The 14103-nt window shown below is 40.4% G+C and carries 9 protein-coding genes and 1 pseudogene; 1 reads left to right on the forward strand and 9 read right to left on the reverse strand.

Going from position 1 to position 14103, the window contains the following annotated elements:
• The first annotated feature begins 1072 nt into the window (after nt 1-1072).
• Nucleotides 1073-1270 (forward strand): zinc-ribbon domain-containing protein, encoded by a 198-nt coding sequence (locus CCK98_RS34230; protein WP_179196082.1) that lies wholly within the window; start codon nt 1073-1075, stop codon nt 1268-1270.
• A gap of 1546 nt (nt 1271-2816) precedes the next feature.
• Here the strand turns inward: CCK98_RS34230 and CCK98_RS34235 are convergent.
• The 9 genes and pseudogenes from CCK98_RS34235 to CCK98_RS34275 form a co-directional block, all read right to left on the reverse strand.
• Nucleotides 2817-3710, reverse strand: a complete 894-nt coding sequence (locus CCK98_RS34235) for an IS1595 family transposase (protein ID WP_256942637.1) — start codon at nt 3708-3710, stop codon at nt 2817-2819.
• 918 nt (nt 3711-4628) lie between these two features.
• Nucleotides 4629-5789 carry a glycerate kinase gene (locus CCK98_RS34240; RefSeq protein ID WP_088091005.1) on the reverse strand — a complete coding sequence of 387 codons (1161 nt, stop codon included), beginning with the start codon at nt 5787-5789 and terminating at the stop codon, nt 4629-4631.
• A 200-nt stretch (nt 5790-5989) separates the two neighbouring features.
• Nucleotides 5990-6949 carry a D-2-hydroxyacid dehydrogenase gene (locus tag CCK98_RS34245; RefSeq protein ID WP_088091006.1) on the reverse strand — a complete coding sequence of 320 codons (960 nt, stop codon included), beginning with the start codon at nt 6947-6949 and terminating at the stop codon, nt 5990-5992.
• A gap of 66 nt (nt 6950-7015) precedes the next feature.
• Nucleotides 7016-7714, reverse strand: a complete 699-nt coding sequence (locus CCK98_RS34250) for an RraA family protein (RefSeq protein WP_088091007.1) — start codon at nt 7712-7714, stop codon at nt 7016-7018.
• 61 nt (nt 7715-7775) lie between these two features.
• Entirely contained in the window at nt 7776-9812 is a 2037-nt protein-coding gene (locus tag CCK98_RS34255; RefSeq protein WP_179196083.1) for a (Fe-S)-binding protein, read from the reverse strand.
• 55 nt (nt 9813-9867) lie between these two features.
• Nucleotides 9868-10305: pseudogene (locus tag CCK98_RS34260) on the reverse strand (enoyl-CoA hydratase/isomerase family protein); the annotation flags it as partial.
• A gap of 11 nt (nt 10306-10316) precedes the next feature.
• On the reverse strand, nt 10317-10631 hold the full coding sequence (locus CCK98_RS34265; RefSeq protein WP_088091009.1) for an enoyl-CoA hydratase/isomerase family protein: 315 nt from the start codon (nt 10629-10631) through the stop codon (nt 10317-10319).
• A 3-nt stretch (nt 10632-10634) separates the two neighbouring features.
• On the reverse strand, nt 10635-12380 hold the full coding sequence (locus CCK98_RS34270; RefSeq protein ID WP_179196084.1) for an FAD-binding protein: 1746 nt from the start codon (nt 12378-12380) through the stop codon (nt 10635-10637).
• Nucleotides 12343-13953 (reverse strand): acyl CoA:acetate/3-ketoacid CoA transferase, encoded by a 1611-nt coding sequence (locus CCK98_RS34275; RefSeq protein WP_088091011.1) that lies wholly within the window; start codon nt 13951-13953, stop codon nt 12343-12345. Before CCK98_RS34275 ends, CCK98_RS34270 begins: the two co-directional genes overlap by 38 nt.
• Nucleotides 13954-14103 lie beyond the last annotated feature (150 nt).

Below are 14103 nucleotides of genomic sequence, written 5' to 3' on the forward strand. Positions count from 1 at the left end.
AATTAGCAAGCTATTTTACTCGAAAATTTCTTTTTACTGTCCTACTGGCATTTCTTGGACTTAAAGTTCCATCAATACTGAGTGATGAGCATTCTTCTGTACCACAAAATATCGTATGCATCAAGAAAAATAGTCACTTTTAATTCTTTTACTTCTGCTCAAGTTTATTTCCACTCTCTTTTAGCCCTTTTTAATAGTTAATAATTTGTTCCACTCATACGAAAAACGACCGCAAGCTCTTAATCAAGCCCGTGGTCGTTTTTCGGTTGTCCTTTATTTGATCGATGCTTCATAAATTTTGTGGATGGATTTGGACAGCATCGATCGACTTTCAGAAAAGGCACAATGCCTTTCTTCTCCCATAGATAATCAGAGGGCGTCGAGTTAGGAGGCCTATGTTCAATTCAATGCGACCTGCCTTTTGTTTGTCTTCATAATATCAGTGTCATTATTTATACGAAAAAAAAGACCAGGTATTGCTTGATCTTTATTTATAAGGAATCCACTATGTTATTCAGTTTGGCGGGATTGACTAGGAATCGAACCTAGCAGAGACGACACGCGCCTCTCAAACAGTTTTGAAGTTAGAGGGCACGTGTTATTTCTTGTTATTCTTCAGGATCACAAATTATCGGAAATTATTGATATTAAAGAGGTTATCGTCATTTAGATACTCATTTGTGATTTCTACTTATCGATAATTATTTTATGTATGTGACCAAAATGTTACCACTACGCAGCCGGATAAATTAGCGTTAATCATAATCAAATCGTGGTCCTACAATCACAAACATTTAGCTTTTAGATATATGAAATTGTTTATAGTTACCGACAAAACTTATCATTTCATTTATTCTAAAAGGAGTTCTGAAAAATGGCATTTCAAAAATTAAATCAGCATTTAATCAAGGAATGGAACTGGGAAAAAAATGTTGGACTAGACCCTAGAAATTTAAATGTATAAGCAAAAACAACATTATGGTGGATCTGTGATAACGGACATCAACGGCCTGCGAGACTTGACCATCGTAAAAGAGGAGCTGGTTGTCCATACGATTCAGATAAACGGCTCTTGCCAAGTAACAGTCTTGCAAATTCTAATCCTGAAATTGCGAAACAGTGGCATCCACATGCAATTAAGAATGGGCAACTGACCCCCTATGATGTAACCAGCTGTTCAGGAAAGCTTGTCTGGTGGAAATGCCAGTGCGGGAATGAATTTGAAAAACAAATTTGTAAGATGAAGGAGAAATGTATCATCTGCAGCTGAAGTATAGTCATTGACTATACTCATTATCTAAAAATAAAAACACCTGAATAAGGTTTTACTAGATTCATTTTCCTCTTCATTACCTAATATTATAAAATATACATATGCTACATCCTTAAAAAGATGTAGCATATGATGAAATCAAGAAGAAATTAAAATTAGTAAATCGCTCTTTGACTAGGATTAATTGCGGAGCTTTTGTGACTATTGGGGGATCGATTAGCAAAGTGATATTTCTAGTTCTTTGTTGCTTTTATTGCGCTAACATCAGATATCTCTGTCCATTTCTATTCCGGTGCTGCCTGATTTCTGTAAACCGTTTCCGTAGTATCATAGAATAGAGGTAAAAAATGTTTATTAGCGCAATGTTACTCCATAAAACGGATGAACTGTCCAATAATGATGATTATTTTTCGGAGCTAAAATGGATGTGTTCCTCCTCATCTATTCCAATATAGAAGATAAAAAACTTTATACCCGCCATAAACCGATGTCACCAATCGTTTTCCTGGGCTATTAGATTTAAACATTCCAAAAGGAACCGTCCTCGATGGGGAAGTGGTGATCACAGATGTATTTGGGAAACCAGATTTTAGGCTGTTATTAGCAGGTTTTCAGTTTTTTTCAGATAGGGTGAAGCTGCGGCGAAGCATGAACCAGTATCTTTAATGGTATTCAATGTCTTGTATCATAATGGAGAGAAATAACTCATTTACCTCTATATGAACCAAAAGATATACTCGATCGACTCATACATGTTATTTCTCCCATAATATCTTAAAGTATTGAGTATTGACGGTAACGGCATTCCCCTTTTTAATCTCATCAAAGAGCAAAACCTTGAAGAAATTGTAATGAAGAAAAAAGACAGCACTAAGAAATAGGAAAACGGTCATACTCTTGGCTCAATGTGATTAACTACCAATATACAAATGTGATTGTCATCGGGTACCGAAAAGACGAATGAAGAGCTTTTATTGAATTGCTCCGACTGTTGTTCCTACTAAAAACTGATTTACAGATTTTTTGTTCCAACATTTTCAAGCGAATTAAAGTCGGTACCGGATACAAAATGATGTTCACTAAATATTTTAGTTATTTCGGAGTAAGGTTTATCATTTCGGATCGCATCCCATAAGAATGCTTCTGCCTGTTCAACATCTGTAAATTTTATTACATTCTTTTTCTCCTCAATAGTCTTTGTAACAGCAGTACATTTTTTGGAGGATTTGAAGAAACATTTGCATTGCTACATCCTGTTAAAAAAATGAATAAAATAACAACCTTCACAATCTTCATAGTAATCTCCTCCAAGAGTCTTTTAGACTAATACTTTCGACATACTTCTTTGGAAATCACCTTTGGATCTACAACCCATTATAGTTTCGAAGGAAGGTTTAACAAACTATACCAGTTGTTTTGGTCGACAATGATTAATGATATCGAGAGTATGCTTCGTAATGGTTTCAATCTCCCAGTTTCTTCGGCGTATTTTTTTCCAAACCACCACGCCCTATGTTTGAAATTTCCTTAATTTTAAAAATGGTTATGCCGTTAGCTCAGAATAAGTAATCGTCTTTGTTGATGCACAAAGTGTCCCTAAACGGCTGAACCATTCACCTTTGAATTTCCTTCTGTTAAATCGATAACAAAATTCGTCTAAATAGGCTTGTAGATGCTTTGAATCAAGACCGTGGTACGTTCCACCAATAAATGCTTTTGCATTCGAAAGAACAGTATGCAGCCAGTGTAAATGGTCTGGACTTTCTTTGACATTGTAGACTTGATACTCGTGATTAAAACCAGCTCCTTCAAGTGCACGGTAGGAACGGTAAGCATCGCTATTAATCGTCGAACCTGGTTGGATGCTTTTCTTGGCAAAATCAATCAAGGTTTCCCCTTTGATGTTAGGGACGACCTCCATTTTTAGGTAAAGCGGATGTCCTTTTTTATTCAAGGATAAACCCACTAAAACCTTGGTTTTGTCTGTGCCGCGCCCGCGTTTTCCGCCTTCGGAAGGCGCTCCAAAGAAAGCATCATCTAGCTCAACTATGCCAGCTAATGTGTATTCTGCATCACGTTTTCTCATGGCTTGGCGGATTTTATGAAGCATGAGCCATGCGGTTTTATACGTCACTTCAAGTTCTTCAGAAAGCCTTGTCGCAGATACACCGCGTTTATCGTGAGCGATTAAATAAATGGCTAAGAACCACTTAGTTAAGTCCGTTCTTGTTTTTTCCATCACGGTTCCAACGGTAACGGTGGATTGGTAACGGCATTTTTTGCATTCATAAAGCTTGTGCTTACGTGTTTTCGTCTCAAAATAAGCATCATGACCGCATTTCTCACAATTATAGCCGTTCGACCACTTCAATGAAAATAGATGGTCATGACAAGCCTCCTGAGTTGAAAACTGGTTTTGGAAAGAAATCAAACTCATTTGTTAGTATTTGGACATTTTAAACACCCTTTCAAGAAACGTTTGTTTTTAACCAGTATGGCAAACATTGGTTCTTGATAAACTTCATTCTGAGTAAAGGGTATACTCATTTTTTAAAAAATTTGAGGTGGAATTATATGGGATAGATAGAACCCTTAGTGGCACCAGATATTTTTTAAGAAAAAACGAGCCAGTGAAGAGAAAAGCATTCAGTATTATAAGGAGTTACAGACGAACAAACATTTTTCTATGTTTAGACTCCTTCTTAGATTTGAGATTGAAGTAAAAGCAGAAAGGGGTCCGAGAATCTTTTACAGATTTTCGAACCCCTCTGCTTATTCTTTAATCTTCTCCAGCAACGCACAGCACTCCAATTGGCTTGAGTGGTAATCTCAGATAAATTAGATGTAGTAGTGGTTACCTTAATTGTTATTCACAAATAAAACGAAACCATTTTAATTACAATCTAATTATCAATAAAAATTATTTTTGCTCAAAACCTATAATATCTAGGTAGGTTAAAGTGGAACTAGATCCAAACAATTGGATTCAATCTAGTACTGGCAAGCGTGTAAGAGATTCCCTTGCTATTTCAATTAAAGTCAAGGAACCAATAACAATTTTAAAAATAAGCCTTTTAAGACTATGTACTTTGTATAGGTACTTTGTATATCTTTTAGGCTTTCTGCCATAATGAAAATAAATCGTTAAGTGTTACAAACAGAAAAGGATACTTCACATCCAAAAACTGAGAGTAAAGGACTTCGAGGTTAGGGTCGGGGAGAGGAAGAAAAGAGATTTGATTCATTGGAAAAATCTCCTTTTTCCTTTATTTTGCCTAAATAATATCCTTTACCCAATAAACGTAAGAACCAATCATTCCGTCGTTGTCACAATTATTTAGCCTTTTTCTTAGGGTTAAGCCATTTTGCCGGCACCATTGTTAATTGTTACAAGTCGTGCAATGTTCTCACAGGTTGTCTCGATATTTTTTTGACCGGTTATTAATGCTTCTTCTAAACTCATTGCTTGTGGAAGCATTCCAAAAATGGCATCTATACCTTTATCATAGAGGATATCAATATTTTCTCCCACGTAACCGGCAATTGCAATGACGGTTTTCCCATGTCTTTTGGCTGTCTGGGCCACTCCATAGGGGGTTTTTCCAAATTGCGTTTGGAAATCAATACCACCTTCACCAGTGAGGACAAAATCGGCTTCCTTCACTTTTTGTTCCAATCCTGTGTACTCAATCACTAGGTCAATGCCCCGCTTTAATTGGGCATTGGTAAATACGAGGAGGCCTGCACCCAATCCGCCGGCGGCACCGGCACCCGGGATCTCTTTAATATCCTTACCAAGCTGGTTATGCAAAATTGCAGCATAATGGGCCAGATTTTGATCTAAAAACTGCACCATTTCTGGTGTTGCCCCTTTTTGCGGACCGAAAACATTCGAAGCGCCATTTTCCCCGCATAAAGGATTCGTTACATCCGAAGCCACAAAAATCTGCGTTTCTTTTAATCTGGGATCGAGATTGTCCATTTCAACTTTCGCTAATCTTCCCAGTGATCCCCCACCAAAGCCAAGCGGTTCGCCATTTTCATCGAGAAATTTTACACCTAACGCTTGAGCCATTCCTACGCCGCCGTCATTTGTCACACTTCCGCCAATGCCGATAATGATCTTTTTTACACCTTTATCTAAACACGCTTTTATTAATTCCCCCGTACCATATGTAGTGGTAATGAGCGGATTTTTTGTTTCTTTCGTTACCAGATGAATCCCGCTTGCCGAAGCCATTTCAATTGCAGCGGTTTCACCGTCACCGAGAATTCCGAAATGAGCAGTAACAGGCTGACCGAGTGGTCCGGTTACAGTTTGATAGTAAATATTTCCCTCCGTTGCATCGACAAGCGATTGAACCGTTCCTTCACCGCCATCGGCCATTGGAACTTGAATACAGACTGCTTCAGGCAATGCCTTTTTAATTCCCTTCTCCATTGCAATACAAACTTCTTTTGCTGTCATACTTTCTTTAAATGAATCAGGTGCCAAGACAAATACTGGATTTTTCATAATACCACCTCAGTTTCTTGAAAAATATTTTTCAATTCCGCGGATTTGGGTCGGTATTCTGCGAGATGTATATGTTATTCCGCGGAAATGAAATAATATTCCGCACGTTTAGGCACGACGATTCCGTGAAATCTGAGATGAAATAAGGTCGTTGCATTGATTTAAGCATCCCTCTTGTAAAGATAAACGGCTGCCATGCTCTAAAAGGAATATACCACGTTCTTTGAACTTCCTGCCACAAACGCTCTTATATTGTCCACTGCCAAATCCAAAAGACGACTCCGTGCTCCCTTAGTAGCCCAAGCAATGTGAGGCGTGATAATACAATTTTTTGCTTGCAGCAAAGGGTTGGTATCTTCTGGAGGTTCCACCGCCAGAACGTCTAATCCAGCGCCGGCAATAACTCCTGCATTGAGAGCCTCCGCTAAATCCTGGTTATTGACAAGTTTCCCGCGCGAGGTATTGATAATGAAAGCGGAAGGTTTCATCATGGATAAATTTTCAGCGTTAATCATACCTTCTGTTTCCGGAGTTAGCGGACAGTGCAAGCTGACAACATCCGATTGCTTCATTAGATCAGGCAGATCCGCCCATTGAAAATCGGGCAGGTCAATATCGCGATGATAGGCGTCAAATGCTAGAATGCGCATACCAAAAGCGGAAGCAATGCGTGCCGTCTGAAGCCCGATTCGCCCGAAACCGACGATTCCCATCGTTTTACCGGCTAATTCAACAAGTGGGTAGTTCCAAAAGCACCAATCAGGATTCCTTCCCCATTGCCCTTCCATAACTTCATCACTATGGCGTTGAACATGATGGCAATGTTCAAGCAGCAGTGCAAATACCATTTGGGACACCGATTCTGTCCCATAAGTCGGAATGTTGCTGACTACAATCCCCCGTTCTTCTGCAGCCTTCGTATCGACTACATCAAAGCCTGTTGCCAAGACCCCAATATACTTAAGGTTGGGCAGTTGCTCAAGAGTGGCCCTGCTTAGTGGTGTTTTATTTGTCAAAATAATCTCTGCGTTTGCAGCCCGTTCTATTATGAGATTCTCTGGAGTCCGATCGTAGACCTCTGTCTTACCTATCTGCGACAATTCGTTCCAGCTTAAGTCACCGGGATTCAACGTATACCCATCTAAAATACAAATATTCATTATTATCAATTCCTCTCCAATTGTTTATTGGCTTAAGCTATTCTTAGACAGTCTAATTTAGGAACACTAATTCTTCATTAGATGATTAACTTTACCTAATTCACAACCTTTCTGTTGAAGTGATTGATCTACCCATGAACGGTTAACCGTTCCGTTTTGGATTGACAGGAGGATATCCTCCTCTCGAATTTGTTGCTCCTTTATTAATTTTAATAGCTCTACTGCATGTTCAAGAGGAACAACCGCAAGGCCATCTTCATCTCCAACAATGATATCTCCTGAATTTACAACCATCCCGCCAACTGATATAGGTACATTGATTTCACCAGGGCCATCTTTATATGGACCGCGGTGGGTTACTCCTTTCGCATATACCGGGAAAGTCTCAGATCCAATGGCCCCTGTATCTCGTATAGCACCATCAATGATAAAACCTGCAATTCCTTTTTTAATTGCTAACTTTTGCATGATTTCTCCTACAATTGCATTTGTGAGATCTCCTCCGGCATCGACAACAATCACATCCCCAGGTTCTGCCAAATCAATAGCCTTATGTACCATTAGATTATCCCCGGGTCGCGTTTTCACCGTAAGGGCGGTACCTACCAGTTTCCCTTCTTTATGATAAGGTCTGAGTCCGGAAGCTATGGCGTGCATACGGTTTAAATTATCACTGATATGCGGGGTGACTACATTTTGAAACTCCTGTATTAATTCTTTGCTTGGACGGGTTTCAATGGGATAGATACAAAATCCTAGATTCATAGTTTCGCCTCCAAATAATTTTCTCCTTGGTACTGCTAACAAAAACACATTACTACTACGATTAACCAACTAAAGAATGCTCAACAATCTCCGCAATATCCAAAGTTTTAATTTGTTCTTCTACTTCCTTAGCCTTTGTACCATCACTAAGCATGGTTAGACAATATGGGCAGTTGCTTCCAATCGTGGTGGGGTTTAACTGCAAGGCCTGTTCTGTCCGCTCGATATTAACTCGTTTTCCCTGTGTTTCCTCTAACCACATCATTCCGCCCCCAGCCCCACAGCACATAGCATTTTCTAGATTTCGCTCCATTTCTACTACTTTTAATCCAGGAATCGCTTTTAGAATTTCACGCGGAATATCATAGATTCCGTTATAACGGCCAATGTAACATGAATCGTGGTATACTAAAGTTTCATTAACATCAAGGGTAGGCTTTATTCTACCTTCTTTGATCAACTGGTAAATCACTTCCGTATGATGATAGACCTCTGCCTCCAACCCAAATTCCGGATACTCGTGCTTAAAGGTGTTATATGCATGCGGATCGATGGTGACAATTTTTTTAACGTTGTAAGCGTGAAAGTTTGCTATATTTTCTTGACAAAGCTGTTGAAATAAGAATTCATTTCCTAATCGTCTAGCTGTATCACCTGAATTACGCTCTTCATTGCCGAGAATCGCAAACTTAACACCCGCAAGGTTGAGAATCTTTGCAAACGATTGGGAAATTTTTTGAGATCGACTATCAAAAGAACCCATAGAACCAACAAAGAACAAGTATTCGAATTCTTCCGTCTCCTCTACTGTTGGCACACTAACATCAGACCTGCCTTCACGCCATTTAATCCGTTCCTTGCGATTCATTCCCCAAGGGTTGCTTTGACGTTCTACATTTTGAAAGTAGCGTGAGGCCTCATGCGGCATTTTCCCTTCAGTCAACACAAGATAACGACGCATATCGATAATTTTTTCAACATGTTCATTGGCTACCGGGCATTGATCTTCACAATTTCTGCATGTGGTACAAGCCCATAATTCTTCTTCTGTAATCACATCTCCAATTAGATTTTCAGATACAGCTTCCAAGGTTGCCGCTGCCTGATGACCCGGAAAGGTAAACGAAGGCATCCATGGTGTTCGGGAGGTAACTGCCGCCCCCTTTTCAGTCAAATGATCACGCATTTTTTTCATTAAATCCATCGGAGATAGTGTTTTTCCCGTTCCAGATGCCGGGCACATGCTGGTACAACGCCCACACTCTACACAGGCATAAAGATCAATTAACTGGTTTTGACGGAAATCTTCAATTTTACCTACCCCGTAAGTCTCCAGAGATTCGTCTTCAAAATTGATCGATGATAGTTTTCCCAGCGGTTTCGTATCACGTAAATACACGTTAACTGGAGCAAACAAAACATGGGCATGCTTTGACTGCGGTACATAAACAAGAAAACTAAGTAACGTAATAAGGTGAAGCCACCAAAAAACATAAAATGCTTCGCCAGCCACCGCTTGGCTCATGCCAGAAAACCATCCAGCTATCGTACTGGAAATAGGTGCGTATGCAAGGTAACCAGCTTTCCCCAACCATATATGTTCAAAACTCAGACTTAAAAAGATAGATAATACCAAAGTTGTTAAAAAAATGATTACCAATCCAGATTTGAATCCACGCTTTAAACGTTTTAGCTTTTCAATATACCGACGGTAAAATGCATATATGACTGCTAATAAAACAAGAAACGTAGTTATTTCCTGACACAAGGTAAAAAACTTATGGGCTGTGCCAATCGGGAATTCAAACCCTTTAAAAAAACCTTTAATAATCAGTTCAATGGCCCCAAACTGCAGGATAATAAACCCATAAAACATAATCACATGCATTAACCCACTCTTAGGGTCCTTAAAAAGTTTTCTCTGGCCGAAGACGTTCACCAGTACTTCATTGACTCGCTTCGGGGTGTCTTTCCTCAAGTTTGATGGTTTCCCCAATCTAATGAACGTTACTCGGCTATATACAATGTTTGCGAACAAATAAATCGCGTATCCTGTGATACTCAGGAAAGCTATAAAATTTATAAGACCGAGCACCATATAAGTTTCTCCTTTCAAACATCTCGTGAGCATACTTCTTTAATAAAGATTACTGTTACTTGTGTACAAATGAAGTTTTTCTCTTCTCAAGAAAAGCACTTACAGCTTCTTTCACATCCTGAGTTTCATGTAACATGCAGAAAAGCTCTTTACCTTTTTCCATAAATGCTGAAGACTCATTAGCATACATATAGATCGCTTTTTTTATAGTTTGTAAGGTTACGCCAGGCAAATTCGCTATATATTGAGCAAATTCATCGGCTTTGTTTAGTCCTTCCGAACTTTCAACGATTTCAGAAGCAAATCCGAGTTGAAGAGCTTTCTCTGCGGAAATTGGTTTACCGGTCAATACTAGGTTCATCGCTTTAGCTGGACCCACCAGGGAAATTAATCGCTCTAATCCCCCATTTCCAGGTAAGACACCGCGTAATACTTCAGGATACGAGACTTGAGCAGTGGATGAAAGTATACGTATATCAAAGGCACTGGCAAGTTCCGCACCCCCTAAGCATTACCTTGAATGTAGGCAACTGTAGGCTGAGGCGCATTCATAATCGATGCCAACATCTCATGTCCACGCAACCATACCTCACCTGCCGATTTTTTTGCAATGCGATCTGGGAACTCTTTTAAGTTAGCACCACAACTAAAATGATTCCCTTTGGCGACGAAAAGGAGCACACGAACACCAGAATGACGTGTAATGACACGGAACGTATCAGTCAACTCTTCCTTCACTTTTTCAGACAGTATGTTCAACGGAGGGTGATCAAGTGTTACCTTGGCAATCCCATTTTGAATAGAAAAATCAACTGTCATTGCCTATTTTGCTCCTATCGTGCTTTGTTCTGCGGGCCACTCATATTCCTCCGCAATCATGATTCCGTCCTCTTTCCTAATTCGAATACTTCTTTTCCATTTGGTATCATTTTTTTCCGGGAAGTCTTCGCGATAATGACAACTTCGACTTTCTGTTCGAAGTAAAGCAGCCAACACGATCGATTTAGCTGTAATAATCATGTTACGCAACTCAAGTGCAGACTTGATGTTATCCAATCTCAAAGCATAGTTACCCTGCTGAAGGTCTTGTTCTGTCTGCATTAAATAATCCCACGCATCCTTCAAACGGGATTCATTGCGAATGACCAGGCAATTCTGATACATATTTCGGCGAAGTTCACGAATGCTGTCAAGAACATCTTTTGTTCCATTTTGGCTATTTTCAATCCATTTTTTGATGGAATGAAATTCTTGGATGTAGAATCCTTTGGAAGATAATTCCTTGCCGTGCATTAGTGAATAGTGTGCAGCTGCTTTTCCTGTTCGATAGCCAAATACTTGCCCTTCTGCGAGAGAGTTCCCACCGGGACGATCCGGGCCGCGTAAACCTCCAGCCGTTTCTCCGGAGATGAATAAACCCTTTATGTCAGTTTCACCATCTGGAGTGGTTATTTGTGCCCCGCCGTTCATACATTGAGCCACAAGACCCACTTCAAATTTATCTGAGTGTACATCAATTCCTTTGGATTTTAACACACGTTTTGTCTTCGGCATTTTCTGCTCAACAATAGCTTCTGATCCGGGAGCCATCTCACACCATACGCCTCCGTTCGGTGATGGATTGGCCTCTGATTCTCTTTGGATCAATGTATCCAAATAGAAGGAATGATTGGATACGGTAAATGGAAAGGCCTTTTGGTTATTTACGTCCTTCACATCTACACCTGGAGGGAGATTTCGCTCCAGGAATCGCTCACCCTTTTGATTGGAAAGAATGGGATGTGTCTTCCAAACGGGTCCCGAAAGTAATGTTACCGGAGGATTGATAACTCCTGGCCCGATTTGTACGAATTCCATATTTACAAGGGGGATTCCTTGCTGATAGGCCATTGCATACCCATCTCCCGTCATATCCGGCGTACCTACACCATAAGTGTATAAGAAGTGGGCTCCGCCACACGCTAAAATGACAGATGATGTTTGATAGAATACAAATTCATTTTGGGCAACATCCAATGCGAGTGCACCAACGATTCTCTTTTCGCTATCTGTTACTAATTGAAAAACCATCATCTGCTCATCAATTGGAACTTCATTCTTTTTTAATTCCTTGGCAATGATGTTTAGAATATGTCTTGCCGTCACACCATTCACCCTGCATGTGCGGGGATAAGTAGCGAAATCACTCATACCTTGAACAAGTTTGCCATTTTTTTGTTTATCAAAATTGAGCCCTAACTCGATCAGGTCATTTATCCTTTTTGGAGCATCTTCAGCCAACGTTCGCACTAATGTAGGATTGATAAAACCTCTTCCCGCATCCATTGTGTCCTGATAATGAATTTCTGGTTCGTCTCGCTCGTCTCCATGGCCAATAGCGGCAGCAATTGCAAGAAGTTCCGAAAACGCTGTTGCTGTTGATCCACCTTTAAGCCAAGGGGATTTAACAGCGATCCGAACCTGTGCTCCAGCCTGATATGCGGTTAACGCAGCTTTCGCAGCTGCACCACCACCTCCAACCACTAAGACATCACATGTAATCGTCCTTGTTATTTCCCATTTCCCCATTGACCCTACCTTCTTCCCTTTTGCTATTGAAAATATCTGCATCCATCTCTCTCAGTTGTTGTGAAATATTTATTTTAAAATCTATGTGTGAAAGGATGTCACGTTCAATGTCAACCCCAGGGGCATATTCAATTAATGTGATCCCTTGTTCTTCCAATCTAAATACAGCCCGTTCCGTTAAATAGAGGATTTCCTGTTTGTTTTTCAGAGCCATCTGAGCATTAAAGGTTAATTGCTCCACCTCAGGAATGAATTTCTTATGTTTTCCTTCATTCAAAATATTCACTTTTCCTTGTTCAATCGCAACATCGAGCCCTCCACTGGTTAGCGTTCCACAGAACATAATTTTTTGGGTTTTATGAACGATATCGATAAAACCCCCGGATCCTCGAAAAACACCGTTAAACATACTGACATTTACATTTCCTAAACGATCGATTTGGGCAAAACCCAGTAAAGTTGCTGATAATCCCCCATAATGGTAAAAGTCAAACACCTGAGGAGAACTTACGATAGCTGTAGGATTAATGTGGGCGCCGAAGACCTCTTCACCCATAGGAACACCACCGATAGCCCCGTGCTCCAATGAGAAAGTAACATCATTAAAAAATCCTTCTTCTAAAGCTAACTGCGGTAAACCTACAGGAATCCCAACTCCAAGGTTAATGACATCGCCCCGCTTCAGTTCCTTGGCCGCCCTTCTTAATATCACCTTTTTGGAATTCAGGGGGAGCGGCTTATATACTTGCTCTAAAGGAAGTTTGATTTCACCGGTCCAGCTCGGATCGTCCTCATCAAGCAAGCTTTGTTTTTGGTCGGTATCAATAACCACAGCATCTACCAGAATGCCAGGAATTGCTACATCATGAGGTTTCAGCGTATCGTTTGGCACGACCCGTTTCACCTGTGCAATTACATATCCTCCACTTGCTTTGGCTGCCATCGCCATTTCCAATCCGCTTAACGTAACCGGTTCATTTTCTAACGTGATATTTCCGCTCTCATCCGCCGTTGAACCGCGGATAATCGCTACATTAATAGGAATAGAGGGGTAAAAAAGATTCTCCTCGCCGTTAATCTCAATAACTTTTGATAAATTCTCTTTGGTATTCTCATTCAGGCGTCCGCCATCGTAGCGTGGATCTACATATGTATGTAGTCCCACTTTCGTAACAAGTCCTGATTCACCTGCAGCCATTGCCCGAATCCAATGAAAGATCGTTCCCATAGAAAAACCATAGGCCTCAATCTCATTTTCGCGGATCATCTGAGTGAGCCTCGGTCCTTCTTTTACATTAAAACTGCCACTAATCAATCTTTTCAGCATTCCCCGATTCGCAACATGTTCTAATCCAGTGCTTTGCGTTTTGCTCCAGCCGACACGCACTGGTGTGATGACAGTTAAATCCCTTGGTTCTCCAGTGGACAGGTAACGCTTTTCCAACTCTGCTACTACTTTTTCCGGACATAGAACAGAAATAAGCCCACCGATTGTTACGTTTGCACCATTTGGTACATTGCTGACGGCTTCTTCGAAAGAGATCACCTTTGATTTCAAAGTAGTAGTAAGCATTCTGATTTTCCCCTTTCTATATGTTATAATTTGCTAGGTTAAGTGATTGCTTATGAACCAAATAGGGGCATCCCCTGGCTGTGCTTTTGACACAGCCACAGTGATATATAGGGCTGTCCCGGGAAGATTAAAGGTAAAACAATCCTCTTC

The sequence above is a fragment of the Bacillus sp. OV166 genome (assembly GCF_900177675.1).
Lineage (GTDB): Bacteria > Bacillota > Bacilli > Bacillales > Cytobacillaceae > Neobacillus.

Coding starts and splice junctions, on each gene's coding strand:
- CCK98_RS34235 (WP_256942637.1), bottom strand. CDS start 3,710: ATGAGTTTGATTTCTTTCCAAAACCAGTTTTCAACTCAGGAGGCTTGT.
- CCK98_RS34240 (WP_088091005.1), bottom strand. CDS start 5,789: ATGAAAAATCCAGTATTTGTCTTGGCACCTGATTCATTTAAAGAAAGT.
- CCK98_RS34245 (WP_088091006.1), bottom strand. CDS start 6,949: ATGAATATTTGTATTTTAGATGGGTATACGTTGAATCCCGGTGACTTA.
- CCK98_RS34250 (WP_088091007.1), bottom strand. CDS start 7,714: ATGAATCTAGGATTTTGTATCTATCCCATTGAAACCCGTCCAAGCAAA.
- CCK98_RS34255 (WP_179196083.1), bottom strand. CDS start 9,812: ATGGTGCTCGGTCTTATAAATTTTATAGCTTTCCTGAGTATCACAGGA.
- CCK98_RS34265 (WP_088091009.1), bottom strand. CDS start 10,631: ATGACAGTTGATTTTTCTATTCAAAATGGGATTGCCAAGGTAACACTT.
- CCK98_RS34270 (WP_179196084.1), bottom strand. CDS start 12,380: ATGGGGAAATGGGAAATAACAAGGACGATTACATGTGATGTCTTAGTG.
- CCK98_RS34275 (WP_088091011.1), bottom strand. CDS start 13,953: ATGCTTACTACTACTTTGAAATCAAAGGTGATCTCTTTCGAAGAAGCC.